The 24,334-nt window shown below is 67.1% G+C and carries 28 protein-coding genes; 16 read left to right on the forward strand and 12 right to left on the reverse strand.

Going from position 1 to position 24,334, the window contains the following annotated elements; genetic code table 11:
* Positions 1 to 29 precede the first annotated feature (29 nt).
* The 4 genes from AC1RNQ_RS01490 to AC1RNQ_RS01505 all read left to right on the forward strand — a co-directional run bounded on the left by AC1RNQ_RS01490 (position 30) and on the right by AC1RNQ_RS01505 (position 4,242).
* On the forward strand, positions 30 to 1,349 hold the full coding sequence (locus AC1RNQ_RS01490) for a serine hydrolase domain-containing protein (protein WP_493168337.1): 1,320 nt from the start codon (positions 30 to 32) through the stop codon (positions 1,347 to 1,349).
* Between the two features lie 82 nt (positions 1,350 to 1,431).
* Positions 1,432 to 2,409 carry an NAD-dependent epimerase/dehydratase family protein gene (locus AC1RNQ_RS01495; RefSeq protein ID WP_493168339.1) on the forward strand — a complete coding sequence of 326 codons (978 nt, stop codon included), beginning with the start codon at positions 1,432 to 1,434 and terminating at the stop codon, positions 2,407 to 2,409.
* A complete protein-coding gene (locus AC1RNQ_RS01500) occupies positions 2,397 to 3,077 on the forward strand; it encodes a glutathione S-transferase family protein (RefSeq protein WP_493168341.1) in 681 nt (226 codons plus the stop codon). The genes AC1RNQ_RS01495 and AC1RNQ_RS01500 overlap by 13 nt, the downstream gene beginning before the upstream one ends.
* Positions 3,070 to 4,242: an aspartyl/asparaginyl beta-hydroxylase domain-containing protein gene (locus AC1RNQ_RS01505; RefSeq protein WP_493168342.1), complete on the forward strand. Its 1,173-nt coding sequence runs from the start codon at positions 3,070 to 3,072 to the stop codon at positions 4,240 to 4,242. The genes AC1RNQ_RS01500 and AC1RNQ_RS01505 overlap by 8 nt, the downstream gene beginning before the upstream one ends.
* 262 nt (positions 4,243 to 4,504) lie before the next feature.
* On the opposite strand, the gene AC1RNQ_RS01510 is transcribed toward AC1RNQ_RS01505, so the two are convergent.
* Entirely contained in the window at positions 4,505 to 5,023 is a 519-nt protein-coding gene (locus AC1RNQ_RS01510; protein ID WP_493168345.1) for a sterol desaturase family protein, read from the reverse strand.
* 91 nt (positions 5,024 to 5,114) lie between these two features.
* On the opposite strand from AC1RNQ_RS01510, the gene leuC reads away from it, so the two are divergent.
* The 7 genes from leuC (at position 5,115) to AC1RNQ_RS01545 (ending at position 9,432) form a co-directional block, all read left to right on the forward strand.
* Positions 5,115 to 6,545: a 3-isopropylmalate dehydratase large subunit gene (leuC, locus tag AC1RNQ_RS01515; protein ID WP_493168346.1), complete on the forward strand. Its 1,431-nt coding sequence runs from the start codon at positions 5,115 to 5,117 to the stop codon at positions 6,543 to 6,545.
* On the forward strand, positions 6,542 to 7,132 hold the full coding sequence (gene leuD, locus AC1RNQ_RS01520) for a 3-isopropylmalate dehydratase small subunit (RefSeq protein ID WP_493168348.1): 591 nt from the start codon (positions 6,542 to 6,544) through the stop codon (positions 7,130 to 7,132). Before leuC ends, leuD begins: the two co-directional genes overlap by 4 nt.
* A gap of 21 nt (positions 7,133 to 7,153) precedes the next feature.
* Complete coding sequence (locus AC1RNQ_RS01525; RefSeq protein WP_493168349.1) at positions 7,154 to 8,149, forward strand: NADPH:quinone oxidoreductase family protein; 996 nt, start codon at positions 7,154 to 7,156, stop codon at positions 8,147 to 8,149.
* A 62-nt stretch (positions 8,150 to 8,211) separates the two neighbouring features.
* On the forward strand, positions 8,212 to 8,451 hold the full coding sequence (locus tag AC1RNQ_RS01530) for a DUF167 domain-containing protein (RefSeq protein WP_493169382.1): 240 nt from the start codon (positions 8,212 to 8,214) through the stop codon (positions 8,449 to 8,451).
* Between the two features lie 67 nt (positions 8,452 to 8,518).
* Positions 8,519 to 8,809 carry a hypothetical protein gene (locus tag AC1RNQ_RS01535; RefSeq protein ID WP_493168350.1) on the forward strand — a complete coding sequence of 97 codons (291 nt, stop codon included), beginning with the start codon at positions 8,519 to 8,521 and terminating at the stop codon, positions 8,807 to 8,809.
* Positions 8,810 to 8,894: 85 nt separating this feature from the next.
* The gene (locus AC1RNQ_RS01540) at positions 8,895 to 9,137 is read left to right on the forward strand and encodes a type II toxin-antitoxin system ParD family antitoxin (RefSeq protein WP_493168352.1); all 243 of its coding nucleotides are present in this window, start codon (positions 8,895 to 8,897) and stop codon (positions 9,135 to 9,137) included.
* Entirely contained in the window at positions 9,130 to 9,432 is a 303-nt protein-coding gene (locus tag AC1RNQ_RS01545) for a type II toxin-antitoxin system RelE/ParE family toxin (RefSeq protein ID WP_493168353.1), read from the forward strand. Before AC1RNQ_RS01540 ends, AC1RNQ_RS01545 begins: the two co-directional genes overlap by 8 nt.
* Positions 9,433 to 9,459: 27 nt before the next feature.
* Here AC1RNQ_RS01545 and AC1RNQ_RS01550 read toward each other — a convergent pair whose 3' ends face one another.
* The 6 genes from AC1RNQ_RS01550 to ald all read right to left on the reverse strand — a co-directional run bounded on the left by AC1RNQ_RS01550 (position 9,460) and on the right by ald (position 14,137).
* Positions 9,460 to 9,762 carry a hypothetical protein gene (locus AC1RNQ_RS01550; protein ID WP_493168355.1) on the reverse strand — a complete coding sequence of 101 codons (303 nt, stop codon included), beginning with the start codon at positions 9,760 to 9,762 and terminating at the stop codon, positions 9,460 to 9,462.
* A complete protein-coding gene (gene sdhA / locus AC1RNQ_RS01555; protein ID WP_493168356.1) occupies positions 9,762 to 11,564 on the reverse strand; it encodes a succinate dehydrogenase flavoprotein subunit in 1,803 nt (600 codons plus the stop codon). The genes AC1RNQ_RS01550 and sdhA overlap by 1 nt, the downstream gene beginning before the upstream one ends.
* Position 11,565: 1 nt before the next feature.
* The gene (gene sdhD, locus AC1RNQ_RS01560) at positions 11,566 to 11,970 is read right to left on the reverse strand and encodes a succinate dehydrogenase, hydrophobic membrane anchor protein (protein WP_493168358.1); all 405 of its coding nucleotides are present in this window, start codon (positions 11,968 to 11,970) and stop codon (positions 11,566 to 11,568) included.
* Entirely contained in the window at positions 11,963 to 12,412 is a 450-nt protein-coding gene (gene sdhC, locus AC1RNQ_RS01565) for a succinate dehydrogenase, cytochrome b556 subunit (protein WP_493168359.1), read from the reverse strand. Before sdhC ends, sdhD begins: the two co-directional genes overlap by 8 nt.
* 337 nt (positions 12,413 to 12,749) lie before the next feature.
* Positions 12,750 to 13,001, reverse strand: a complete 252-nt coding sequence (locus AC1RNQ_RS01570) for a hypothetical protein (protein WP_493168361.1) — start codon at positions 12,999 to 13,001, stop codon at positions 12,750 to 12,752.
* Between the two features lie 20 nt (positions 13,002 to 13,021).
* Positions 13,022 to 14,137, reverse strand: coding sequence for an alanine dehydrogenase (gene ald / locus AC1RNQ_RS01575; RefSeq protein WP_493168362.1), 1,116 nt, complete (start codon positions 14,135 to 14,137; stop codon positions 13,022 to 13,024).
* A 161-nt stretch (positions 14,138 to 14,298) separates the two neighbouring features.
* Between ald and AC1RNQ_RS01580 the strand changes: the two genes are divergently transcribed.
* The 5 genes from AC1RNQ_RS01580 to AC1RNQ_RS01600 all read left to right on the forward strand — a co-directional run bounded on the left by AC1RNQ_RS01580 (position 14,299) and on the right by AC1RNQ_RS01600 (position 18,951).
* Positions 14,299 to 14,763, forward strand: coding sequence for an Lrp/AsnC family transcriptional regulator (locus AC1RNQ_RS01580; RefSeq protein ID WP_493169384.1), 465 nt, complete (start codon positions 14,299 to 14,301; stop codon positions 14,761 to 14,763).
* A gap of 126 nt (positions 14,764 to 14,889) precedes the next feature.
* Complete coding sequence (locus AC1RNQ_RS01585; protein ID WP_493168364.1) at positions 14,890 to 16,242, forward strand: methyl-accepting chemotaxis protein; 1,353 nt, start codon at positions 14,890 to 14,892, stop codon at positions 16,240 to 16,242.
* Between the two features lie 162 nt (positions 16,243 to 16,404).
* Positions 16,405 to 17,097 (forward strand): SDR family NAD(P)-dependent oxidoreductase, encoded by a 693-nt coding sequence (locus AC1RNQ_RS01590; RefSeq protein WP_493168365.1) that lies wholly within the window; start codon positions 16,405 to 16,407, stop codon positions 17,095 to 17,097.
* The gene (gene bla / locus AC1RNQ_RS01595; RefSeq protein WP_493168367.1) at positions 17,087 to 17,983 is read left to right on the forward strand and encodes a subclass B3 metallo-beta-lactamase; all 897 of its coding nucleotides are present in this window, start codon (positions 17,087 to 17,089) and stop codon (positions 17,981 to 17,983) included. The genes AC1RNQ_RS01590 and bla overlap by 11 nt, the downstream gene beginning before the upstream one ends.
* Positions 17,980 to 18,951: a 50S ribosomal protein L11 methyltransferase gene (locus tag AC1RNQ_RS01600; protein WP_493168368.1), complete on the forward strand. Its 972-nt coding sequence runs from the start codon at positions 17,980 to 17,982 to the stop codon at positions 18,949 to 18,951. Before bla ends, AC1RNQ_RS01600 begins: the two co-directional genes overlap by 4 nt.
* Before the next feature lie 3 nt (positions 18,952 to 18,954).
* Here the strand turns inward: AC1RNQ_RS01600 and phhA are convergent, their stop codons facing one another.
* The 5 genes from phhA to AC1RNQ_RS01625 form a co-directional block, all read right to left on the reverse strand.
* Positions 18,955 to 19,827 carry a phenylalanine 4-monooxygenase gene (phhA, locus tag AC1RNQ_RS01605; protein WP_493168370.1) on the reverse strand — a complete coding sequence of 291 codons (873 nt, stop codon included), beginning with the start codon at positions 19,825 to 19,827 and terminating at the stop codon, positions 18,955 to 18,957.
* 39 nt (positions 19,828 to 19,866) lie between these two features.
* Positions 19,867 to 20,223: a PepSY domain-containing protein gene (locus AC1RNQ_RS01610; RefSeq protein WP_493168371.1), complete on the reverse strand. Its 357-nt coding sequence runs from the start codon at positions 20,221 to 20,223 to the stop codon at positions 19,867 to 19,869.
* Between the two features lie 13 nt (positions 20,224 to 20,236).
* Positions 20,237 to 22,240 (reverse strand): TonB-dependent receptor family protein, encoded by a 2,004-nt coding sequence (locus tag AC1RNQ_RS01615; RefSeq protein WP_493168373.1) that lies wholly within the window; start codon positions 22,238 to 22,240, stop codon positions 20,237 to 20,239.
* Between the two features lie 138 nt (positions 22,241 to 22,378).
* Positions 22,379 to 22,771: a hypothetical protein gene (locus AC1RNQ_RS01620; RefSeq protein ID WP_493168375.1), complete on the reverse strand. Its 393-nt coding sequence runs from the start codon at positions 22,769 to 22,771 to the stop codon at positions 22,379 to 22,381.
* Positions 22,772 to 22,980: 209 nt separating this feature from the next.
* Positions 22,981 to 24,150, reverse strand: coding sequence for a sterol desaturase family protein (locus AC1RNQ_RS01625; protein WP_493168378.1), 1,170 nt, complete (start codon positions 24,148 to 24,150; stop codon positions 22,981 to 22,983).
* Between the last annotated feature and the right edge of the window lie 184 nt (positions 24,151 to 24,334).

Genomic DNA, 24,334 nt, shown 5'->3' on the forward strand with positions numbered 1-24,334 from the left:
GCTCGTCGCGGCTAAGACCACGCCAAAATATGAAGTCGCAACAGTCCAACAACAAGGCCACGAAGCGCGTCATCGCCGCGCTGGTCGCGATCGCCGCATTGGGATCGGCCGGCTGGTTCGGCCTGCGCGCGCCCAGCGGCGACCACCGGGCGCTCGCCAGCGTCGCCATCCCGATCAAGCCGCCCGCGAACCTGCCCGACACCCCCGCCGAATGGCGCGGGCGGATCGACTATCGCGCGCTCGACAAGCAGCTCGGCGACCTCGCGCAGCGCCCCGAAATGGCGGGGCTCGCGGTGGCGGTGGTCGAGGACGGCAAGCTCAGCTTCGTGCGCGGCTATGGCGTCGCCGACGCGTCGACCGGGGCGCCGGTCACGCCGCACACGGTCTTTCGCTGGGCCTCGGTCTCCAAGACCGCGACGGGGGTGCTGGCGGCCAAGCTGGCGAAGGACGGCACGGTCGACCTCGATCGCCCGGTCGCGGGATGGCGTAGCTCGTCGCTGCGCCTGCCGGGTGGTGCCGAGGAACAGCTGAGGCTCGACGACCTGCTCGCCCAGCGCACCGGCCTCACCAAGAACGCCTATGACGAGAAACTGGAGGACGGGCAGAGCCCCCAGCTGCTGCGCGCGGGTCTCGCCGCCGCGCCGCTGCAGTGCGAACCCGGCACCTGCTATACCTATCAGAATATCGCCTTCGACACCGCGAGCGAGATTCTGGCCGAGGCCGCGAACGAACCCTTTGCCGACGCGGTCGAGGACCGCTTTTTCCGCCCGCTCGGCATGGTCAGCGCGGGCTATGGCATGGCGCGGCTGACGGGCGCCAGGGACTGGGCGAAGCCGCATCGCAACGGCCAGCACGTCCGCGAGGTCAAGGAGGCCTATTGGCGCGTCCCCGCCGCGGCAGGAGTCGAGAGCGATATCGTTGATTTCGCGACCTGGATGCAGGCGATGATGGGCACGCGTCCCGATGTGCTGCCCGGCACGGTGCTGCAGCTGGCGCACAGCCCGCGCGTCGGCACCGGGCGCCTCTATGGCGGCGCGCTGCGCCAGGCCACCAGCGATGCATCCTATGGACTGGGCTGGCGCAGCTTCGCCTATGGCGGCCACCGGCTCGAGGGCCATTCGGGCGCGGTCGCGGGCTATCGTGCGACGATGATCTTCGAACCGGCGACGCGGACCGGCGTCGTCGTGCTGTGGAACAGCGATTGGGGGTTCCCGTTCCGGGTCCCCTTTGCGGCGATCGACAGTTATCACCGGCGCGAGGGTGCGCGCTGGCTCGATCTCAGCGAATTGCCCCCGGTGGCGGGGCACGCCGCGGGGACCAGCGCGGTCGCCGAGGATTCGCACGGCTGAGGCACGGGCCGCCGGACGTGCTTTCCCCCCGCCCACTGCCTGTGTATCAGGCGCGCGTCGAGAGACCGGAGGAGAATCATCGATGCGCGTGCTGCTGACGGGATCGTCGGGCTGGCTCGGCCGCACTCTTGCGCCGCGGCTTGCCGAAAAGGGCCATGCGGTTACCGGGCTCGACGTCGTGCCCGGTCCGGACACTGACATCGTCGGCACCGTAGCCGACCGCGCGCTGGTCGAGCGGGTGATGGGCGACCACGGCATCGAAGCGATCATCCACGGCGGCGCGCTGCACAAGCCCGACATCATACGCTATCCGCGCCAGGCGTTCGTCGACGTCAACGTCACCGGCACGCTCAATCTGATCGAGGCGGCGGTCGCGGCGGGCAACGACCGCTTCCTCTTCACCTCGACCACCTCGCTGATGGTGCGCGCCGATGTCCGCGCGGGCGCGGGCGACGCGGGCGCCTGGTGGATGGACGAGGATTTCGGTCCGATCGAGCCGCGCAACATCTATGGCATCACCAAGCTCGCTGCCGAGCAGGCGTGCCGGCTCGTCCACCGCGAGCACGGCATCAACGTCGCGATCCTGCGCACCGGACGCTTCTTCCCCGAGGATGACGACACGCACGCAGTGCCGAGCGGCCCGAACCTCAAGGCAAACGAGCTGCTCAACCGCCGCCTGACGGTCGAGGATGCCGCCGCCGCGCATCTCGCGGCGCTCGAAGCCGCGCCGGCGATCGGCTGCGACACCTTCATCCTCTCCGCCCCGCCGCCCTTCGTCCGCGATGAGGCCGAGGAACTGGCGCGCGACGCGCGCGCGGTGATCGCACGCCACCATCCCGACGCCGCCGAACTCTACGCCGCGGCGGGCTGGGTGCTGCCCGAGACGGTCGACCGCGTCTATGACCCGTCGCGCGCCGAGTGCCGCTTCGGCTGGCGCGCCAAGACCGACTTCGGGAGCGTGCTCGCGGCGCTCCGCGACGGCAGCGCGCTGCCCTTCGCGCACGACCCCGACTACACCTCCCCCATCGCCCGTCAGGAGCGCGAAGCATGTATGTGCTGATCACCGCCAACCGCAATTATTCGAGCTGGTCGCTCCGCCCATGGATGCTGATGCAGGGGCTGGGCATCGCGTTCGAGGACCGCATCGAACCCTTTGCGCAGCCGGTGAACTATGATGCGTTCCGCAGCTTCTCGCCGACCGGGCAGGTGCCCGCGCTGCTGCACGAGGGGCGGACGATCCACGACTCGCTCGGCATCGCGCTCTATCTCGCCGACCGGCACGACGGCATCTGGCCGACCGATCCCGACGCGCGCGCCTGGGCGCAATGCGCGACGGCGGAGATGCACAGCGGCTTTTCGGCACTGCGGGGCGATTGCACGATGAACGTCGGCGTACGCGTGACGCCGAAGCCGATGTCCGATGCGCTGTGCGCGAACGTGACGCGGATCCGCGAATTGTTCGAGGAAGGCTTGATGCGCTTCGGCGGGCCGTGGCTTGCGGGACCCGATTTCTCGGTGGTCGACGCCTTTTTCGCCCCGGTTGCCTTTCGCATCCGCACCTATGGTCTCGACGTCGGCGCAGGGCACACGTGGGTCGACCACATCCTCGCGCATCCCGCGATAGTCGAATGGGAGCGGCAGGCACTCGCCGAAAGCTGGCGCGAGGAGAGCCATGAGGTCGAACTGGCGGCAGCGGGGGTGATTACGGCGGATTATCGTCATGGCTGATGCGAAACTGACCGTCGCCGAAGCGAGCCGATTGGCGCAGCAGGGCGGCGCGGCGCTGCAACGCGGCGACGCCGACGCGGCACGAACGGCATTGCAGCCGGTCGCCGATGCGGGGCTCGCCAATGCGCAGATCTGGATGATGCTGGGCGAGGCGTGCCGGCTGACGGGCGACCGTGCGGGGCAGGAAGCCGCTGCCGACGCCATCCTCGATCAGGATGCGCGCGCGCTGCGGGCGATCGTCTGGAAAGGCGATTGCCGCCGCGCCGCGGGCGACCGGCGGACCGCCGCCAGCTGGTACGTCAACGCGATCCGGCTCGCCGGGACGATGGCGGTCCTGCCGCCGTCGGTGGCGCCGCTGATCGATGTGGCCGAAGCCTCGCGCGCCGAACTCGACGCGGAATTCGGTGCCGCGCTGGAGGCCGGGCTCGCCGAACGCGGCCTTCCGCCGGAGGCACGCAGCCCCGCTTTTGCCCGGTCGATCGCAATTGTGCGTGGCGAGGAACAGGTCGAGATGGAGCTGCAGAAGCCGTCGAACTTCTATTTTCCGGGCCTGCCGCAACGCGCCTTTTACGAGCGCGAGCAGTTCGACTGGGCGCCTGCGGTCGAGGCGGAAACCCCGGCGATCCGGGCCGAGCTAAGGGCCGCGCTGGCCGATCCGGGCCTGTTCAAACCCTATCTCACCCACGAGCCGGGCCGCCCGCGCGTCGATTTCGACGGCATGCACGACAATCCGCAGTGGTCGGCGTTGCACCTGATCGACAATGGCGCGCCGATCCCCGAGATGGCAGCGCGTTTTCCCGCGACGCTCGCCGCGCTCGCGGCAGCGCCGCTGTGCCGCATTTCGGTGCGCTCGCCCTCGATCATGTTCTCGCTGCTCCAGCCCGGCGCACGCATCGCGCCGCATCACGGTATGATCAACGCGCGGCTGATCTGTCACCTGCCGTTGATCGTTCCCGGCGCCGGCGCGCTGCAGGTTGCCGGCAAGGCACGGCAGTGGGAAGAAGGCAAGCTGCTGATCTTCGACGATTCGGTACAGCATGAGGCGTGGAACGACGCCGACAGCGACCGCGTCGTGCTGATCTTCGACGTGTGGCGTCCCGAACTCAGCGAAGGCGATCGCAGGGGCGTCGCGGCGCTGTTCGAGACGGTCGACGCCTACCGCTAGGGTCGGGACCCATTAATTGCGCGATCGAGGTTTGAAGCGATTTTGTTCAGTGCGAGGAGGCAAGGCGCAGGAATATGTCGATATTTCCAGACTTGCCGACGAAGCAATGGACAAAATCGATCAAATCCCGAAGGGACGCCGAAATGGCTTCGATCTTGGGTCCGCGCAGCCTTACGGGTAGCGATGCTACCCGCGGCGGCCACCCGAACCCAATATCTTCGCCATTTCGACGCCTCGATCGTGCAATCAATGGGTCCTGACCCTAGTCGGCGAGCACCTCGCGCACTACGGCGATCCCCGCTTCGCGCTGTGCCTTGAGCTCGGCCTTCAGCTTCGCCGGATCGCGCGCGAAGACGAAGCCGAAGCTGACCCCGCCTTCCTTGCCGATCGTCGCATGGTGGAGCTTGTGCGCCTGCACCAGCCGCTTGGCATAGCCGCGGCGCGGCACCCAGCGGAAATAGCGCTGATGGACGAGGCCGTCGTGCACCAGCGTATAGATGATGCCGTAGAAGAGCACGCCGAGGCCGATCCACGTCCCCGGCTCCCATGCCGAAGCGCCCATGATCATCGGGCTGCCCGCCACGAACATGCCGATGCTCAGCGCCGCGCCGAAGATCGCGAACAGGTCGTTCTTTTCGAGCAGATGCCCGTGCGGTTCGTGATGGTCGCGGTGCCAGGCCCAGCCGAAGCCGTGCATGATATATTTGTGGCTGCCCCAGGCGACGCCCTCCATCGCCACGACGGTGGCGAGGACGAGCAGGATGATTACGAGCGGCGACATGGCCCGCTTATACTCCAACGGACGCGACCGAAAATTGCGTTTTTGATCGCCACTCGCTTGCATTGTTATGCAGGCGGCTTAAGTGGTCCGCATGACTCGGCCCCGCACCCTCTATGAGAAAATCTGGGACGCGCATGTCGTCGAACAGCGCCCCGATGGTACCTGCCTGATCTTCATCGACCGCCATCTCGTCCATGAAGTCACCAGCCCGCAGGCGTTCGCGGGGCTTCGCGCGAGCGGGCGCGCGGTGCGGCGCCCCGACCTGACGCTGGCGGTGCCCGACCATAATCTGCCGACGACCGCGCGGCTCGACGCGAACGGCAACAAGCTGCCGATCGCCGATCCCGAAAGCGCGGCGCAATTGGCGGCGCTCGAGAAGAACGCGCCCGAATATGGCATCCGCTATATCGACGCCACCGCGCCCGAGCAGGGCATCGTCCATGTCGTCGGCCCCGAGCAGGGTTTTTCGCTGCCCGGCACGACGATCGTCTGCGGCGACAGCCACACCGCGTGCCACGGCGGCATCGGCGCCCTCGCCTTCGGCATCGGGACGAGCGAGGTCGAGCATGTGCTGGCGACGCAGACGCTGCTGCTCCAGCCGTCGAAGACGATGGAAGTGCGCGTCGAGGGCGCGGTCGGCCCCGGCGTGTCGGCGAAGGATATCATCCTCCATATCACCGGCACCATCGGCGCCGCGGGCGGCACGGGCCATGTCATCGAATATACCGGCAGTGCGATCCGCGCGCTGAGCATCGAGGGCCGGCTGACGATCAGCAATATGGCGATCGAGGGCGGCGCGCGCGCGGGCCTGATCGCGCCCGACGAGGCGACCTTCGAATATCTGAAGGGCCGTCCCTATGCACCGAAGGGCGCCGACTGGGATGCAGCGGTCGCTTATTGGAAAAGCCTCGCGACCGACCCGGGCGCGACCTACGACAAGACCGTCGTCATCGACGCCGCCGACATCGCACCGAGCGTGACCTGGGGCACCAGCCCCGAGGATGTCGTGCCGATCACCGGCGTCGTTCCCGATCCCGCGAGCTTCGCCGATCCGTCGAAGCAGGCGGCCGCCGCGAAATCGCTCGCCTATATGGGGCTCGAACCCGGCACGCGGATGCAGGACGTGCCGGTGGAAAATATCTTCATCGGCAGCTGCACCAACAGCCGGATCGAGGACATGCGCGCCGCCGCCGCGGTGCTCAAGGGCCGCCACAAGGCCGACAATGTCAAATGGGCGATCGTCGTTCCCGGATCGGGGCTGGTGAAGGCGCAGGCCGAGGCCGAAGGGCTCGACCGCATCTTCACCGACGCCGGCCTCGAATGGCGCGAACCCGGCTGCTCGGCATGCCTCGCGATGAACCCCGACAAGGTGCCGGCGGGCGAACGCTGCGCCTCGACCAGCAACCGCAATTTCGTCGGCCGCCAAGGCCCCGGCAGCCGCACGCATCTGGTCAGCCCCGCGATGGCGGCGGCGGCGGCGGTGACCGGCAGGCTCACCGACGTGCGGGAGCTGATGGCATGACCCCGCTGAACGAAGTCGACGGCCGCGCGATCCCGCTGGGGCTCAAGAATGTCGACACCGACGTGATCATCCCCGCGCACTGGCTCAAGACCGTCAGCCGCGAGGGCATGGGACGCGGGGCGTTCGAGAGCCTGCGCGCCGACCCCGACAATCTGTTCGACAATCCCCCCTATCAGGGCGCGCCGATCCTGATCGCGGGTGACAATTTCGGCTGCGGGTCGAGCCGCGAGCATGCCGCCTGGGCGCTGGGCGACCTCGGCATCCGCGTCGTCATCGCGCCTTCTTACTCCGACATCTTCTCGGGCAATGCAGTGAAGAACGGGATCCTGCCCGTCGTGCTTCCTCAATCGGCCATCGACCGGCTGCTCGAAGTCGCGGCAACCGACCCGATCCATGTCGACCTGGAAAACCAGACGGTGACGACGATGTTCCAGGACCGCTTCACCTTCGAGATCGATCCCTTCCGCAAGCTGTGCCTGCTCGAAGGGCTCGACGAGATTTCGCTGACCGAGAAGAGCGACGCCGCCATCGGCGATTATGAGAAGAAGCTGGCGCAGGACCGGCCCTGGCTGCAACCTTCGCTGTAAACCCCGTGTGAGGAGAAGATGATGAAGGCTCTCTTGTCGACCGCCACCGGCGGCCCCGAAACGCTGGCGCTGGGCGAACTGCCGCGACCGACCGCGGGCGCCGGGCAGATCGTGATCGACGTGAAGGCCTGCGCGGTCAATTTCCCCGACGTGCTGATCATCGAGGACAAATATCAGTTCAAGCCCGAACGCCCCTTCGCCCCCGGCGGCGAGGTCGCGGGGCTGGTCGCCGAAGTTGGCGAAGGTGTCACCGACTTCAAGGTCGGCGACCGGGTCATCGCAGGCTGCGGCAATGGCGGAATGGCCGAAGCGATCGCGGTTTCAGTGCACAATGTCTATCACCTGCCCGCGAGCCACGGCTTCGCCGAAGGGGCCTCCTTGCTCATGACCTATGGCACCAGCATCCATGCGCTGGTCGACCGCGGGCATATCAAGGAGGGCGACACTTTGCTCGTCCTCGGCGCCTCGGGCGGGGTCGGCATCGCCGCGGTCGAGTTGGGCAAGGCGTTCGGCGCGCGTGTCGTCGCGGGGGTGTCGAGCGAAGAAAAGGCCGGGATCGCGCGGGCTGCCGGCGCCGACGAGGTGGTGGTCTATGGCCGCCAGCCGTTCGACAAGGACCAGTCGAAGGAGCTCGCGAACAAGTTCAAGGAAGCCGTCGGCCCGAACGGCGCCAACGTCATCTATGACGCGGTGGGCGGCGACTATGCCGAGCCCGCGCTGCGTTCGATCGCGTGGGAAGGCCGCTACCTCGTCGTCGGTTTCCCCGCAGGCATCCCGCGCCTGCCGCTGAACCTCACCCTGCTCAAGAGCTGCGACGTCGCGGGGGTCTTCTGGGGTGCGTTCGTCGCGCGCGAACCGAAGCGCAACCGCGCCAACATCGCGCGGCTGTTTGCACTGTGGGAGCAGGGCAAGATCAGCCCGCGCGTCACCGAAAGCTTCGCGCTCGCCGAAGGCGGCAAGGCGATCGCCAAGCTGGGCGACCGCAGCGCGGTGGGCAAGCTGGTCGTTACCATCTGAAATACCGGCCCGATCCCGCGCTGACGGCGGCGCTGCACGCGCTTGCGGCGCCCGCCGGGCGGATCGAGGTACGGGTGACGCCGGGCGCGCGCCGCGACGCGGTGTCGATCGAGGGCGAGACCGTGTCGCTGCGCGTCACGGCACCGCCCGCCGACGGCGCGGCGAACGAAGCGGTGCTGACGCTGCTCGCCGCGGCGCTGGAGCTGCCCCGCCGCGATCTCACGCTGCTGCGCGGCGCGCGTGCGCGCATCAAGCTGATCGCAATCGCGACGAGTCGATCGCAAAGAGGCGGCGGCGGTTAACCCTTTGTCAGGGGCTAGGCCTTATCGTGGAAGAGGTGACATTAGCGTTTTGCGCAGGGTAGGGACGATGGCGACTCGCCGACCGACGAGTGACGAACAGAGCGCGAGCCTCGCAAATATTTCGCGCACCCGGCGCGCGCAGCTGGTCGCCGAGTTCGAAGGCGACCTGGGCATCGACTATAAGGCGCGCGCGCGCGCGGCCTATGAGGCGAAGCGCTGGCAGGTCATCAAGACGATCATCGTCTGGACGATCGCGCTGATCTTCTTCACCATCGCCTGCCAGAAATTATGGGTCCTGGGCCAGAACGTCGACGAGCCCTTCTCCGACCTCAATCCGATCCACGGCTGGTTCGAATAGGACTACTGAAAAGCGGCATTTCTATATGGGTCCAGTTTGGAGAGTGTCACTGGACGCTGTTACCAAATTTTGGTAATCTGGCATCATGGCAGCGAAGAACACCTCCATCGCCCTTAGCGATGAATTGACCGATTATGCGCGTCGCAAGGTCGCGTCGGGCGAATTTGGATCGGTGAGCGAAGTGATCCGCGACGCTCTGCGTCGCGCTGAGGCCCGCGATGCGCGTGTAGAGAGGCTGCGACAGCTTATAAGGGAAGGCGAAGAGAGCGGCCCGCCGCAACCTTTCGATTGGGATGCGTTCATCGCCGAACAATTTCCGAATGCTTAAAATTGTCCTTCGGCCTCGGGCCGCGACGGACATCCTGGCGATTGCGCAATATTCCAAGGCCGAGCACGGAGAAGCCCAAGCCAAAGGCTATATCGAAGATATTCGTCGCCAGATCGCGTTCGCTGCGGAGTTTCCCGGTATCGGCAGCGAGGCATTCGGACTGCCTTCGACATACCGCAAAGTCCGTTCAGGATTTCATCGCGCTATCTACCGTTGCACCGACGCCGAACTGATCGTTGTGCGCATCCTTCACGAGCGCGAGGATGTGCCGGATGAAATTGAAGATTTTTGGTAATGCGACGGACGAACCCGATTGCGTAAATTACCAGTCGATATAGCTGTCTTTTGGATCTGGCCAATTGTCGTTCAAATCGGTCTGAACCGACATCACATATTTGTCGTCTGCGGCTGCTTCTACACCGCAATAACCGTTGCCCGCAGTCCAAGTTTCGAAGCGAAAGCAAAGGCCATCGATGTCTTCCGCACCAACTTCGTCTGACAAAAACGCTATGCCCGCCGAAGTTACACGCAACTGCCGATGCTCGGAGTCATCCTTGCTCTCCAAGAGCTTCCTAACCTCTTGAAGTGTTGCGCCGCCCGGTTTTGTCAGGTCAATAAAAACCATCAATAAACGCGCGCCTTCGGCTTGATATACTCCGCATCGTCCGAGAGCGTATATTCGTGGACCGGGCGGTAATCGAGGCGGACGCCGCCGCCCTTGCCGCCCCAGCCGTCGAACCAGCTGATACTGTGCTTCATCCAGTTGGCGTCGTCGCGGTTCGGGAAATCCTCGTGCGCGTGCGCGCCGCGGCTTTCCTTGCGGTTGAACGCCGAATGCATCGTCACCGTCGCCTGGCTGATCAGATTGTCGAGCTCGAGCGTTTCGATGAGGTCGGTGTTCCAGATCAGGCTGCGGTCGGTGACGCCGATGTCGTTCATCCGCTGGTAGGTCTGGGCGAGCTTTTCCTTGCCCTCGGCCATCAGCTCGTCGGTGCGGAACACCGCGGCATGCGCCGACATGGCGCGCTGCATCTCGTCGCGGATTACCGCGGTCGGCGAACCGCCCTTGGCATTGCGGAAATGGTCGAGACGACCGAGCGCCAGGTCGGCGCTGTCCTTGGGCAGCGCAGCTTGCGCGGCGCCGGGCTTGATGATGTCGCGGAGGCGATGCCCGGTGGCGCGGCCGAAGACGACGAGATCGATCAGGCTGTTCGAGCCCAGGCGGTTCGCGCCATGGACCGACACGCACGCGGCCTCGCCGACCGCGAACAGGCCCGGGACGACGGTGTCGGGATCGCCGTCGCGCAGCGTCACGACCTCGCCATGATAGTTACAGGGGATGCCGCCCATGTTGTAATGGACCGTCGGCACGACGGGCAGCGGCTGGCGCGTCAGGTCGACCCCCGCGAACACCTTGCCGCTTTCGGTGATGCCGGGCAGCCGTTCGTGCAGCACCGCGGGATCGATATGGTCGAGGTGCAGGTAGATATGGTCCTTGTGCGGGCCGACGCCGCGGCCTTCGCGGATTTCAAGCGCCATCGAGCGCGATACGACGTCGCGCGACGCCAGGTCCTTCGCCGACGGGGCATAGCGTTCCATGAAACGCTCGCCCTCGGAATTGGTGAGGTACCCGCCCTCGCCGCGCGCGCCCTCGGTGATCAGCACGCCCGCGCCATAGATGCCGGTCGGGTGGAACTGGACGAACTCCATGTCCTGCAGCGGCAGCCCGGCGCGCAGCACCATGCCGCCGCCGTCGCCGGTGCAGGTGTGCGCCGAAGTCGCGGTGAAATAGGCGCGGCCATAGCCGCCGGTCGCGAGCACGACGGCCTGCGAACGGAAGCGGTGGATGCTGCCGTCGTCCATGCACAAGGCGATCACGCCGCGGCACGCGCCATCTTCCATGATCAGATCGAGCGCGAAATATTCGACGAAGAAGTCCGCGTCGTACTTCAGCGACTGCTGGTAGAGCGCGTGCAGCATCGCATGACCGGTGCGGTCGGCCGCGGCGGCGGTGCGCTGGACCGGCGGGCCTTCGCCCATATTCTGCATATGGCCGCCGAAGGGGCGCTGGTAGATGGTGCCGTCGGCGTTGCGGCTGAACGGCACGCCGGCGTGCTCGAGTTCGTAGACCGCCTGCGGCGCCTCGCGCACCATATATTCGATCGCGTCCTGGTCGCCGAGCCAGTCGGAGCCCTTGACGGTGTCGTACATGTGCCACTGCCAATGGTCGGGCGAATTGTTGCCGAGCGAGGCGGCGATGCCGCCCTGCGCCGCGACGGTGTGGCTGCGCGTCGGGAACACCTTGGTGATGCAGGCGGTCTTGAGGCCGGCTTCGGCGCTGCCCATCGTGGCGCGCAAGCCCGAACCGCCAGCGCCGACGACGACGGTGTCATAGACATGGTCGATGATCTTGTACGCGTCGGTCATCTCACATCCCCCCCGGGCCGGGCACCACGGGCGCCAGCGCGATGCGGGCGATCGTGAAGACCCCGAAGGCAGCGCCGCCGATCGCGTAGAAATTCAATGCGACGAGCGCGAGCAGCCGCGTCGCGTCGCCATGGACATAATCCTCGATCAGCACCTGCAGCCCGAGGCGCAGGTGCCAGAAGACGCTGACCACGAGCATGATCAGCGCGAAGGCGACCAGCGGATCGGCCGCCCAGCGCGACACCGCGTCATGGTCGCCGAGCGGCAGGCGGAGGAGCGAGACGACAAGGAAACCGACGAGCAGCAGATTGCCGAGCGCACTCAGCCGCTGTTGCAGCCAGTGGTGCGAACCATGCTGCGCCGAGCCGAGCCCGCGGACCTTGCCGAGGTGCGTGCCGTTACCCATTGAGGTTCCCCCACAGGATGAAGAGCCAGGTCGCGGCGGTGGCGAACAGCCCGGCGGCGATCACGACCGCCGACCAGAGCTTGTTGGTCTTGAGCTCGTAACCCGCGCCGGTGTCGAGCACGAAGTGGCGGAGGCCCGAGAAGAGATGCTGGAAAAAGGCCCAGGTCAACCCGACGAGCACGACCTTGCCCAGGATATTGGTGATCTGGTGGACCAGCGTGATTTCGGGGCTGGGGTCCTTCCACACGATCGCCAAGAAGGCCGCATAGGCGTCGGGCCCCGCGGCGATGGCGTAAAGCCACCAGAGAAACATGCTGGCGCCGACGATCGCGAGACCGTCGCCGCTGATGCGGTGGAGGATCGAGACCGTCATCGCCGGTCCCCATTTATACACCTGTAAATGCGGCGAGCGCGGTCGCCCGCTCGTTTCCTTGCCAGCCATATCAGCCCCGCTTTTCTGACTCTAATCGGTCGATGGGGCCGGTTAAGCCTTCCCGCCGGGATATGCAAATGCTTAGGATGGTGAGGGAGTAATTTTGGGGGGCGGGGTGGTGAGCGGTATTGTTCGGGCAGGAGCGGACAGTAAGATCCTCCCCTTGGCGAAGCCATGGGGAGGTGGCAGCGGCTTTAGCCGCTGACGGAGGGGTAATATCGCCGGCGTCGAGACCCCTCCACCACGCCCTTCGGGCGCGGTCCCCCTCCCCAACGCTTCGCGATGGGGAGGATCTTTGAAGCCGCTCACCCCCAAAGCCGCAACCCGGAGCGGCAGGCAACGCCCCCTACTTGATCTTCCCGCGGTTTGCGTAAAGCAGCGCCGCCAGCACCGCGGCCGAGCCGATGCCGATGCCCGCGGCGGCGGCGGCGGTTTTCCAGCCGATCTTCTTGCCATTCCCCGCCGCCGCGCTCTTGTCGGCCGCCTCGGTCGCCTCGGCGGCTTCCTTTTGCGCCTGGAGTTCACGCGCGGCGCGCAGAACCTCATTTTCGGTTTCTTCGCCGGTGCCGGTGTCGGGGAGGTCGTCCTGGGGAGTCATGTCCGTCTCAAGTCCTTGTTTTACGCGAGCGCCTGCGCGACAGGCACATAGTCCGTCCCGACCGCTTCGGCGACGGCTTCGAACGTCACCTTACCATTCCAGACGTTGAGTCCCTGCGCAAGATGCACGTCGCGCTTCAGCGCCTCTTTCCACCCCAGGTCGGCGATGCGCAGCGCGTGCGGCAGGGTGACGTTGTTGAGCGCATAGGTGCTGGTACGCGCAACGCCGCCGGGCATGTTCGCGACCGCGTAATGGACGATGCCGTCGACCACATAGGTCGGCTCGGCATGCGTCGTCGCGTGGCTGGTTTCGAAACAGCCGCCCTGGTCGATCGCGACGTCGACGAGCACCGAACCGGCCTGCATCGTGCCGAGCATGTCGCGCGTGACGAGCTTGGGCGCCTCGGCGCCGGGGATCAGCACCGCGCCGATGACGAGGTCCGCCTCGGCGACGCATTCGGCGAGGTTCGCGCGGTTCGAGAAGCGCGTCTTGGCGCGCGATTCGAAGAAGGTACCGACGCGTTCGAGCACTTCGGGGTCGCGGTCGAGGATCGTGACGTCGGCGCCGAGGCCGGCCGCCATCTGCGCGGCGTTGAAGCCGACGACGCCGCCGCCGATCACGCACACCTTGCCTGGCGCGACGCCGGGGACGCCGCCGAGCAGCACGCCGCGGCCGCCATGCGCTTTCTCGAGCGCGGTCGCGCCGGCCTGGATCGACATGCGCCCCGCGACCTGGCTCATCGGCTTCAGAAGCGGCAGGCCGCCGTGCGGGCTGGTGACCGTTTCATAAGCGATGCACACCGCGCCCGATTGCATCAGGTCGCGCGTCTGGTCGGGATCGGGCGCGAGGTGGAGATAGGTGTAGAGGATCTGGCCGGGGCGCAGCATCGCGCGCTCGCCGGGCTGGGGTTCCTTGACCTTCACTACCATGTCGCATTGCGCGAAGATTTCCTCCGCGGTCGCGACGATCTCGGCGCCCGCCTCGACATAAAAACGGTCGTGCGCGCCAATCCCTTCGCCCGCACCGGTCTGCACCAGCACGCGGTGGCCGTGCACGTGAAGCTCGCGCGCGCTTTCGGGGGTCAGGCCGACGCGATATTCGTGGTTCTTGATTTCCTTGGGGGTGCCGATGATCATGGTCGCTCTCCATCCGCGGGCACCGCGGTCGCTCACCGCCGGCACCCTTTTGTGATGACGCGCTAATAGCAAAATTGTTGCGCGAGGTGCTTGCATATCGCCGGCGGATTGCCGAGAAGGACGCACAATTTTTGCGCCATATTCGGGAAACGCGCACGATCATGGACCGGATCGACACAAGGCTGCTCGACTTGCTGCAACGCGAGGGACCGCGCCCCGCCGCCGAGCTCGGCGAAAAGGTCGGGCTGTCGGCCTCGGCCTGCCACCGCCGCATCCGCGCGCTCGAGGCCGAGGGGATCATCACGGGCTATGCCGCGCGGCTCGCCCCCGACAAGATCGGGCTGGGGCTCGACGTCTTCGTCGACATCAGCCTCCATTCGCAAAGCGAAGAAGCGCTGACCGCGTTCGAGGCGGCGGTGAAGAGTTTCGACGAAATCCTCGAGTGCCAGCTTTTGTCGGGCGCGTCGGATTACCGGCTGCGCGTCGCGGCGCGCAACGTCGCCGATTTCGACCGGCTGCACCGCCATTGCCTGTCGCGCCTGCCCGGCGTCGCGGCGATGCACAGCGCCTTTGCGCTGCGCACGATCAAGGCGTTCGAGGGCTATCCGGTGCGCGGCGACGGCTGAGGCCAAATTTCGCGGGGCTGGTTAACGCCGAATTTACCCCTTCCCCACATAGATCGGTCATGATTTTCGCCGGTGACAGCGGACGGCAGCGCCGCGCGCCACGAACATGGTGAGGGAAGCAGGATCATGGTGAAGGAAAATCCGATTCATAAGCAGCAGATCGACCCGATTTCGATGTCGGAGCGCTTTCCCTTCTATGACCTCGACGGCCGGCTCGCCGCCGACGGCGCCGAAATCTATCAGATCATCGCGGGGCGCGAGGAAGCGATCGCGCGCGCCTATTGGGACGTGTTCAACGAATTGCCCTCGGTCGACCGCCGCGTCGAGGGCGACCTCTACGACAGCTATGTCCGCGGCAGCGCGCACCACAGCGCGGTCAAATATCGCGACGCCGCGGGCCAGGAAGTCGCGACGATCGCGTGCCAGAACACGCATATGGCGCGGCGGGTGAACCTGCCGCTGGCGTCGGTGCTGTCGTGCATGGCCGAAAGCCAGCGGCTGACCTTCGAATATATCGCCGAGGCGTGCCGCGGCGACGAGGCGCGGCTGATCCGCCTGGCGAGCGCGATGAACCGGCTGGGCCTGCTCGAATATGACATCATGCAGCGCTATGCCGAAAAGCTCGACCGCGCGGTCGTCTCGTCCGAGCGCCAGGCGCTCGCGGGCGATTTCGACCAATCCATAGCGTCGCTCGTACAGGACACCGACGGGGTGCGCCGCGAACTCGCCAAGCAGGCGGCCTCGGCCGACCAGGCGGCGAAGGGCATGATCGCCAAGACGAGCGAGGTCGCCGCGGCGTCCGAACAGTCGGCGATCGCGATGCGCGAAGCCGCCTCGACCGCCGCGGGGCTGATCCGCGCGATCGAGGATGCGCGGAGCGAGGTCGAAGCCTCGGCCAGCGTCGCGACGCGCGCCTCCGAACAGGCAGGCGAAGCCGTCGCGATGTCCGAAGCGCTGTCGCACCACGCCGAATCGATCGAGTCGATCCTGGGCCTGATCCGCGAGATCGCGGGGCAGACCAATTTGCTCGCCTTGAACGCGACCATCGAAGCCGCCCGCGCGGGCGAATCGGGGCGTGGCTTTGCCGTCGTCGCGCAGGAGGTGAAGAGCCTGGCCAACGAGACCGCGCGCGCGACCGACGATATCGCGGGCAAGATCACCGCGATCCAGCAGGCAACGCGCGGGTCGGTGAGCGCGAACCAGTCGATCCAGGCGACGATCGTCGAGGTCCAGCAGTCGGCACAGCGGATCCGCGACGCGATGGACGCGCAGGCGCAGACGGTCACCTCGATCACCGCGGCGGTCGACGAGACCGCGCTTGCCGCCGACTCGATGTCGTCGACGATCGCGAGCATCCGCAACGATTCGGGCATGGTCGCGGGCGAGATCAGCGTGCTGAGCGAGGAATTCTCGCGCATGGGCGAGCGGCTGCAGTCGCTCGAACAGGCCGCGAGCGAGTTCAGCCGCCGGGTGGCCTGACACGCACGTCTTTTGGATCGTCATCCCGGCGAAGGCCGGGATCCCACCCCATCGCAATGACGCATCGGTGAGATCCCGGCCTTCGCCGGGATGACGAATAAAGAGGTTGCGTCGCGTCTCTCGAACTTGGCAATCGCCGCCCGCCTGCCTTAAGGCGAGCCCATGCAGACCCATATCCTGATCAGCGGCGCGAGCCGCGGCATCGGCGCGGCGATCGCCGAGGCGCTGGTTTCCGACACGACCAAGGTCATCGCGCTGTCGAGCATCGACGGCGACCTGGCGGACCCCGCGGTCCCCGACCGCATCTGGAACCGCGCTCTCGCGCAGTTGGACGGCCGCATCGACGTGCTGGTGAACAACGCCGGGGTGTTCGAGGCGAATTCGGTCGATGCCGAGGATGCCGACTGGCTCGCGAACTGGAACCGCACGCTGCAGATCAACCTGACCGCGAGCGCCTTATTCTGCCGCCGCGCGGTGCTGCACTGGCAGGAGCGGAAGGCCGCGGGCCGCATCGTCAATATCGCAAGCCGCGCCGCGCATCGCGGCGACAGCCCCGCGCACTGGCATTATGCGGCGTCGAAGGCGGGCATGGTCGCGATGACCAAGACGATCGCGCGCGCCTATGCGAAGGAGAATATCCTGGCGTTCGCGATCTGCCCCGGCTTCACCATGACCGGCATGGCCGAGGAGTATCTGACCAGCCGCGGCGGCGACAAATTGCTCGCCGACATCCCGCTGGGGCGCGTTGCGATGCCCAGGGAAGTGGCCGAAATGGCGCGCTGGTGCGCGCTGGATGCGCCCGCGTCGATGACCGGCGCGGTGCTCGACGTGAACGGGGCGAGCTATGTCCGCTAGGCTCGCGATCCTCGCCGCGCTGGCGCTCGCCGGCTGCGCGCCGCAGCAGGCGCCCGCAACCGCCGCGCCCGCCCCGACGGGCAAGGCGCTCGCGGCCGCCTGCGAGGGCCGCGACGGATGGAGCGACCCTGCCCCGCCCGCCAAGATCCACGGCAACACCTATTATGTCGGCACCTGCGGCATCACCGCGCTGCTGATCGCGGCGCCCGACGGGCTGGTGCTGATCGACGGCGCGACCGAGGAAGCCGCGCCAGGCATCCTCGCCAATATCCAGCGGCTGGGCTTCGACCCGAAGAACGTCCGTTATCTGCTCGCGAGTCACGAGCATCTCGACCATGTCGGCGGGCTGAAAACGCTGCAGGACGCGACCGGCGCGTCGGTGCTGGCCCGGAAGGAAGCGGTGGCGACGCTGACCAGCGGCGAGCCCGAGGCGATCGACCCGCAGCGCGGCGCCATCCCGCCCTTCCGCGGCGTGAAGGTCGCGCGCGAACTCAAGGACGGCGAGGCCCTTCCGATCCGCGACCTTCGCCTGACGCTGCACGCGACCCCGGGGCATACGCCGGGCAGCACCAGCTGGACCTGGCGGTCGTGCGAGGCGGGCGATTGCCGTACCATCGCCTATGTCGACAGCCTGTCGGCGGTGTCGGGCGATGCCTACCGCTTCAGCGATCATCCCGACTATGTCGCGATGATGCGCGCGACCTTTGCCAAGGTGCCGACGCTGCCCTGCGACCTCTTGATCACCCCGCATCCGGGCGCGAGCGCGCTGTTCGAGCGGCTGGCGGGCGAAGCGCCGCTGGTCGATGCGACCGGCTGCAAGACCTATGCCGCAGCGGCGGCGAAGCGGCTCGACGACCGGCTGGCGAAGGAAGCCGCCGCCAAATGAGCTGGATCGTCTCGCTGCCGTGCACGCGCGCCGAGGCCGAGGCGCTGTCGGGCGAAATCCCCGAGCTCGACGCGCTGGCCGAGGCACCCGTCGTGGTGACGCGCGAGATCGACGAAGATGCCGGGCAATGGCAGCTCGACGCCTATATGGACGACAAGCCGGGCGCGGTGCTTCTGAAGCTGCTCCAGGCACTGGTGCCGAGCGCGAAGGGCGCCACACCCGTCGTCGCCGAACTCCCCGAAGAGGATTGGGTCACGCTGTCGCAGCAGGGGCTGGAGCCGGTGCAGGCGGGGCGCTTCTTCGTCCACACCAGCAGCCACGCCGACCGCGTACCCGCGGGCGCGACCGCCTTCCTGATCGACGCGAGCCAGGCCTTCGGCACCGGCGGGCACGACACGACCGCGGGCTGCCTCGCGATGCTCGACCGGCTGGCGCGGCAGGGCGTCGCGGCGCGCAACATCGCCGACATCGGCACCGGCACCGGGCTGCTCGCCTTCGCCGCGATGGCGCTATGGCCGCGCGCGCGGACGATCGCGTCGGACATCGACCCCGCGAGCATCTTTGTCACCAGGGACAATGCCGGCGTCAACGGCGTGCCGCTGGGGCGTGGCGGCGGGCGGCTGGCGGTCGCGGTCGCGCCGGGAACCAACCATCCCGCGATCCGCCACCGCGCGCCCTATGATCTGGTCATCGCCAATATCCTCGCGGGTCCGCTGATCACCCTCGCCCCCGATATCGCGAGCGCCACCGCGCCGGGCGGCCGCGCGATCCTGGCGGGGCTGATCGCGCGCCAGATGGAGCCGGTGCTCACCGCCTATCGCGCACATGGCTTCCGTCTCGCCGCACGCGGCGGCAGCGCCGAGTGGCCGTGCCTGCTGCTCGTCAAGCGGCGGCGCTACGGATATCGCCGCAAGGAGCGCGCCTTTCACCGCTCGGACCCGGCCGACGCGAGCTTCGGCAGCTGGTAGCGCCTAACCGCTCTTGGCGAGCGCATAATCCTGTGTGCCGCGCGTGATCACCTCGTCGCCGGGCAATATGTCCGCGATGGCGATCGGCGGCAGCGCGTCGTTCGCAGCATAGAGCGGCGCGAAGTCGGTGTTCACCGTGGTGCCCAGCAGCTGATCGAGGCTGTCGATGACGAAATAATTCTGCTGGAAATCGTCGATCCGGTAGTCGGTACGCATCACGCGCGCGAGGTCGAAGCCGATCCGGTTGGGGCTGTCCGAGTCGAGCGCGAAGACGCTCTCGGCATAGGAGGACACGATCCCCGCGCCGTAGATGCGCAGGCCCCCGGCCTCGCGGATCAGCCCGAATTCGACAGTGTACCAGTAGAGCCGCGCGAGTTGCTTGAGCGCGTCGAACTTCAGGCTGCGCAGCCCGCCCTCGCCATAGGCGACCATATAGTCGGCGAACACCGGGTCGGCGAGCATCGGGACATGGCCGAAGACGTCGTGGAAGACGTCGGGCTCTTGCAGATAGTCCAGCTGTTCGGGGGTGCGGATGAAATTGCCCGCGGGGAAGCGGCGGTTCGCGAGATGGTCGAAAAAGACCTCGTCGGGGACGAGCCCCGGCACCGCGACGACCTGCCACCCCGTCGCCGCCGTCAGCCGCGCGTTGAGCTCGCGATAATCGGGGATGCCGGGCTTTTCGAGCCGCAGCACGTCGATGCCGCGCAGGAACGCCTCCGACGCACGCCCCGGCAGCATCGCCGACTGGCGCGCGAAGAGGCGGTCCCACATTGCATGTTCGTCGGCGGTGAAGGCATCCCAGTTTTGCGAAATCGTCCAGTCGGCCGCGGCGCCGGGCGGCGGGGTTTCGTGGACGTGGGTAAAGCCGTCTTTCATGCGCCAGAGCCTAGCACGAGATGGTTGCAAATGAAACCTTTACCCGCGCGCGACTCCGAGCCAGCGGGCCGCACGCGGCAGGCATGGCAGGATGAGCCTTTCGGCGACCCACAGCAAGAGCAGCGATGCGGCGAGCAGCGGCAGCGAGGAGCCGCAGGATCGCCGCGAGGCCCGAGACCCAGAAGCCCGTGACCGCGTGCAGGTCGCGCAGCGCGGCGCGCCCGCCGTCGGCAGGTCGCGCCAGGCGCGCTCCTCCCACCGGTCGAGCTCGGGCTTGCACAGATTGGCCGCGCCCGTCACCGACAGGGTCAGGATGAAGGGGATGACGAACAGCCCGGCATGGAAATGCCAGCGCCAGATCGTGCGATAGAGCGGAATGTGGTTGGTGTCGGTCATCCCCTGCCCCCCCTTAGAAGCGCGCGCGAAGGCCGGCGGAGACCGCGCGGCGCTCGACAGGGTAGTAGATCGCCGACGCGGGCGTTACCGCAATCGCTGCGCTGATGTCGCCGATCGCCTTCTTGCCGGTGATGTTGCGGACATCGACGAAGGCGTCGATGCCCTCGGCGATCCGCGCGCCGCCGGTCATGCCGAGCAAGGCATAGCCGGGCGTGCGGACCAGATTGCGGTAATCGGCAAAGGGTCCGTCGGGCACCCATTCGAGGTTCGGCGCGACATGCAGCGCGTCGGTGCCGAGGCGCAGCTCGGCGCGGTACATATGCCGGGGCACGACCGGCAGGCGGTTGTCGCCAAACTGGGCGTCGTTCCGGAAGCGGAAGTCGCTGTAGCAATAGACCTGCCGCAGCCGCAGCCAGCCGGTTGGCGCGAGGTCGAGTCCGGCCTCGACGCCCTGGTGCAGCGTGCGGCCGGCGTTGAAGGTCGCGGCGGGGACGCTCGTGTTGGTGGTGAATTGCAGCATCTCGCCCTGCAGCGCCGAGCGATACAGCGCAATGTCCCAGCTCGCGAAACCGCGCTTGCCGCGGGTGCCGATTTCCGCGGTCCACGCCCGTTGCGGGCGGATGTCCGACACGAGACTACTCGTCGGCGGGGTGCCGATCGTCTGGAACACCTCGCCGAAACCCGGGAATTCGGCCGAGCGACTGTAGTTGGCGAAGAACTGGATATCGGCGGCGGGTTCGAACAGCAGCCCGAATTTGGGCGAGAAGGCGTCGAAAGCGATCCGGCCGCTGGCCGCGGGGGCGCTCGAGAAATTGACCGTCCGCTCGCGCCAGCCATCGGCATAGACGCCGCCGGCGACCAACGTCAGCGCCTCGACCGGCCGCACGCGGACTTCGCCGTAGAGCGTCGCGGTCTGCGCCCGCTGGTCGGCGTCGAAGGTCAGCGCGCCGCGCCGGCCGGCGATGTTCGCATATTGACGCGCGTCGGTGGCGCCGCGGCGGATTTCGCCACCGAGCGCGACCTCGACCGGCCCCGCCGCATAGTCGCCGCGGAAAAAGCCGCCGACGTCGAGCGAATCCTGGTCGATCACCTGAAAGATCGGGTGATAGAGCGACTTGGCATTGACGAAGCCGCCGACGTCGAGCCGGAGCGCGCCCCAGTCGAACGCGGTGCGGTTCTGCAGCCGCAGCGACACGATATCGCGCGCCTGATCGCCCGCCACCGCCGCCGCGCTGGCCATGCGCGGACTGGTCAGCGCCTGATCGAAGGTCAGCGCGCCGGGGATCTCCTGCTCGATGTCGTTGTAGCTCGCATAGAAGCGGGTCGAGACGGTATCGCTAAGCTTCAGCCCGACATTGCCGCGGAAGCGCAGGCTGCGCCGCTTCGCATGCGCCCGGTCGCCGTCCGAGCGGTCGGCGCTGATCGCGGCCCAGCCATCGACCCGCGTCCCCGCGACGCCCGCCGAAACGAGGCCGCGCACGCTGTCGAAACTCCCTACGTCACCGCGCAGATAGAGCCCCCCGGCGGTGCGCCCGGTCGGGGTCACGCCGTTGACCGCGCCGCCGAGCGTACCCGACCCGAAGCGCAGCGCATTGGCGCCGCGCCAGACTTCGAGATGGTCGAAGAAGATCGGCTCGAGCTCCTGGAAATCGCCATTGTCGTCGGCGAGGTTGATCGGCACCCCGTCCTGCAGCAGCGTCAGTCCGCGCATGTGGAAGCCGCGCGACAGGCCCGAGCCGCGGATCGAAATGCGCACCTCCTGTCCGTAGCGCGGCTGGAGATAGACGCCGGGCGAGAAGGCGAGCGTATCGCGGAGCGAGACGACCGACTTGTCGGCATAATCTTCGTGACGCACGACATCGGTGCCGCCCGGCGTGCGCGACGCGCGATCCTCGGCGGCGTCGCTGTTGGTGGGGGCGGTGACGATGATTATGCTGTCGTCCTCGGCACGGGCGCCGGTGGACAAGGAAAGGGCGAGCGCAAGCAGAGGCGCCGCGCGGCAGGCGTGGTGTTTCATGGACAATCTTCCCAGGATTACAGGCATAGGTCGCGCCAGCGACGGCACGACAACTGATCGTCACTCCGGCGAAGGCCGGGATCACGACGGCGCCTCGAGACGCGAGGGCGAGACCCCGGCCTTTGCCGGGGTGACGGATCATGCCCGGGAAGGTGGTCCGGTGCTCGGCGGCAGCGGCGAGGCGATGCCGGGGGCGTAGCCGAGCGACGGGACCGCGACCGGCGAGGGTTCGATGACCATCGGCGCGGCAGGCAGCGCGGGCTCGGCAGGGACGATCGGCGCGGCCGCGAGCGCGCCCCACGGGCAATGCTGCTCGGAGGCGGACCCGTCGTGGCCCGCGACCTTTTCGATCGGGATCGTCATCGTGCCGCCGGGATTACTCGGGTCCGAACAGACGCGCACGATGATCGCCCCCGACGCGTCGGTCTCGATCATCCAGCCCGGCGCGACGAGGATGCGCGCGGCGAGCGCGAGCAGCAGCGGTAGCAGGAGGAAGATGCCCGGACGGCGAAAGGCGGCGAGGAGACCCACGCGGGGGCCTTATGCCCTACCAAACCGGGTGGCAAGCCGCCCCGCCCTTAGGTTCACACGGAAGCGCGGAGAAGAAAAAAGAAGCGATTCGCGCCGAGGACGCAGAGGAGAAGGAAAAGGGCGGCCATGCCACCGATCCTTCTTCTTTCTCCGCGCCTCCGCGCCTCCGCGTGAACAAATCTCGGCGACCTCTGCGCCTCTGCGCGGTCCTATTCGGCCGGCGTCTCGTCGGTCTTCTTGCCCGTGCGCGTCCAGGGATAGAGCAGCTGGCCCCAATAGCTGCGCGGCACATCCTCGGGGATGCCGTAATTTTCGGGCCAGCGGTCCTTGGGCAGATGGAAAGTGCCGAACAATTTGTCGATCCACGGGAAGTGGATCGCGAAATTGACGTCGAACGCCTCGCGCTCGAGCCCGTGGTGCCAGTGATGAAAGCGCGGGGTCGCGATCCAGTGGCCCAGCCGGTTGAAATTCCCACCGACATTGGCGTGGAGCAGCGACGACCAGACATAGACGAAGCCGATATAGGCCTGCATCACCGAGGGGCTGAAGCCGAGCGTGAAGAGCGGCAGCGAGGTGATCGCGCGGAGCAGGATGATCTCGGCGAAATGCATCCGCGAGCCCGCGAGCCAGTCCATCGATTTCGCGCTGTGGTGCACCGCATGGAAACCCCAGAGGAAGGGGTAGCGGTGGAAGGTGCGGTGGAAGAAATATTGCGCCATGTCCGACGCGACGAGCACGATGGCGAACTGGACGATCCATGGCAGCGAGGCGACGGCGGCGCGGAACGCCTCCCAATTGCTCGTATTCTCGTTGATGATCGTCGAGGGCGCGAGCGCGAGGAAGCCGAGCACCTGCACGAACATCGTGCTGACCAGATAATAGAAAAGATCTTCGCGCCATTCGGTGCGGAACAGCCGCTGCGCGCGGCGATGCGGAAAGACGCGCTCGAGCGGCGCGAACATGAAGCCGGTGATCAGCAAATTGACGACGAAGAAATCGAGCCCGAAGAAAATGCCCCAATCGCGCGTCTCCGCCGGCTGGACATTCGCGCCGCCGATCAGCGTCGCGGCGAGCGCGATCATCAGCGCGGTCGCGCCGAGCACCTTGCGCGGCCGCAGCAACAGGCTGAGCAGCGCGAGCGCGTAGCTGGCGAGCAGCACCAGATGCACGACGCCGCGAAACCCGCCCCAATCCTTGACGATCTCTAGCTCGGGGGTCGCGAACCAGTCGGGAAAACGCAGCGCGATCACCAGCCCGAAGCCGACGACCGCAAAGAGGAGGGCGAAAAAGCCCGACAGCCAGCCGCTGCCGAAGCGGCGAACTTCGGTGTGCGATTCGAGATCGCGCATCAGGGCGTTGAGATAATCACGCTTTGCCATGTTTCCCCCTCACGGCATTTCGGCCGCGCCGTCTGTGATGCCGCGCACCGCTTACTATCGTCCTAACCGATCCTCCCCCGAAGGGGGAGGGGGACCACCCGAAGGGTGGTGGAGGGGCACGAGAGGTCATACGCCGCGCCGGACTGCACGTGCCCCTCCACCATGCTTCGCATGGTCCCCCTCC

Source organism: Sphingopyxis sp. GW821-FHT12F08 (assembly GCF_058806755.1).

What these genes read in the sequence shown, in the direction of transcription:
- leuC (WP_493168346.1), top strand. Translation starts at nt 5,115, where the DNA reads ATGACTCGGCCCCGCACCCTCTATGAGAAAATCTGGGACGCGCATGTC.
- AC1RNQ_RS01570 (WP_493168361.1), bottom strand. Translation starts at nt 13,001, where the DNA reads ATGACTCCCCAGGACGACCTCCCCGACACCGGCACCGGCGAAGAAACC.
- AC1RNQ_RS01585 (WP_493168364.1), top strand. Translation starts at nt 14,890, where the DNA reads ATGGTGAAGGAAAATCCGATTCATAAGCAGCAGATCGACCCGATTTCG.
- AC1RNQ_RS01535 (WP_493168350.1), top strand. Translation starts at nt 8,519, where the DNA reads ATGGCGACTCGCCGACCGACGAGTGACGAACAGAGCGCGAGCCTCGCA.
- AC1RNQ_RS01540 (WP_493168352.1), top strand. Translation starts at nt 8,895, where the DNA reads ATGGCAGCGAAGAACACCTCCATCGCCCTTAGCGATGAATTGACCGAT.
- AC1RNQ_RS01600 (WP_493168368.1), top strand. Translation starts at nt 17,980, where the DNA reads ATGAGCTGGATCGTCTCGCTGCCGTGCACGCGCGCCGAGGCCGAGGCG.
- AC1RNQ_RS01500 (WP_493168341.1), top strand. Translation starts at nt 2,397, where the DNA reads ATGTATGTGCTGATCACCGCCAACCGCAATTATTCGAGCTGGTCGCTC.
- phhA (WP_493168370.1), bottom strand. Translation starts at nt 19,827, where the DNA reads ATGAAAGACGGCTTTACCCACGTCCACGAAACCCCGCCGCCCGGCGCC.
- AC1RNQ_RS01545 (WP_493168353.1), top strand. Translation starts at nt 9,130, where the DNA reads ATGCTTAAAATTGTCCTTCGGCCTCGGGCCGCGACGGACATCCTGGCG.
- AC1RNQ_RS01610 (WP_493168371.1), bottom strand. Translation starts at nt 20,223, where the DNA reads ATGACCGACACCAACCACATTCCGCTCTATCGCACGATCTGGCGCTGG.
- AC1RNQ_RS01590 (WP_493168365.1), top strand. Translation starts at nt 16,405, where the DNA reads ATGCAGACCCATATCCTGATCAGCGGCGCGAGCCGCGGCATCGGCGCG.
- AC1RNQ_RS01625 (WP_493168378.1), bottom strand. Translation starts at nt 24,150, where the DNA reads ATGGCAAAGCGTGATTATCTCAACGCCCTGATGCGCGATCTCGAATCG.
- AC1RNQ_RS01615 (WP_493168373.1), bottom strand. Translation starts at nt 22,240, where the DNA reads ATGAAACACCACGCCTGCCGCGCGGCGCCTCTGCTTGCGCTCGCCCTT.
- AC1RNQ_RS01490 (WP_493168337.1), top strand. Translation starts at nt 30, where the DNA reads ATGAAGTCGCAACAGTCCAACAACAAGGCCACGAAGCGCGTCATCGCC.
- AC1RNQ_RS01580 (WP_493169384.1), top strand. Translation starts at nt 14,299, where the DNA reads ATGGACCGGATCGACACAAGGCTGCTCGACTTGCTGCAACGCGAGGGA.
- AC1RNQ_RS01550 (WP_493168355.1), bottom strand. Translation starts at nt 9,762, where the DNA reads ATGGTTTTTATTGACCTGACAAAACCGGGCGGCGCAACACTTCAAGAG.
- sdhA (WP_493168356.1), bottom strand. Translation starts at nt 11,564, where the DNA reads ATGACCGACGCGTACAAGATCATCGACCATGTCTATGACACCGTCGTC.
- AC1RNQ_RS01510 (WP_493168345.1), bottom strand. Translation starts at nt 5,023, where the DNA reads ATGTCGCCGCTCGTAATCATCCTGCTCGTCCTCGCCACCGTCGTGGCG.
- sdhC (WP_493168359.1), bottom strand. Translation starts at nt 12,412, where the DNA reads ATGGCTGGCAAGGAAACGAGCGGGCGACCGCGCTCGCCGCATTTACAG.
- sdhD (WP_493168358.1), bottom strand. Translation starts at nt 11,970, where the DNA reads ATGGGTAACGGCACGCACCTCGGCAAGGTCCGCGGGCTCGGCTCGGCG.
- bla (WP_493168367.1), top strand. Translation starts at nt 17,087, where the DNA reads ATGTCCGCTAGGCTCGCGATCCTCGCCGCGCTGGCGCTCGCCGGCTGC.
- AC1RNQ_RS01505 (WP_493168342.1), top strand. Translation starts at nt 3,070, where the DNA reads ATGGCTGATGCGAAACTGACCGTCGCCGAAGCGAGCCGATTGGCGCAG.
- ald (WP_493168362.1), bottom strand. Translation starts at nt 14,137, where the DNA reads ATGATCATCGGCACCCCCAAGGAAATCAAGAACCACGAATATCGCGTC.
- AC1RNQ_RS01525 (WP_493168349.1), top strand. Translation starts at nt 7,154, where the DNA reads ATGAAGGCTCTCTTGTCGACCGCCACCGGCGGCCCCGAAACGCTGGCG.
- leuD (WP_493168348.1), top strand. Translation starts at nt 6,542, where the DNA reads ATGACCCCGCTGAACGAAGTCGACGGCCGCGCGATCCCGCTGGGGCTC.
- AC1RNQ_RS01495 (WP_493168339.1), top strand. Translation starts at nt 1,432, where the DNA reads ATGCGCGTGCTGCTGACGGGATCGTCGGGCTGGCTCGGCCGCACTCTT.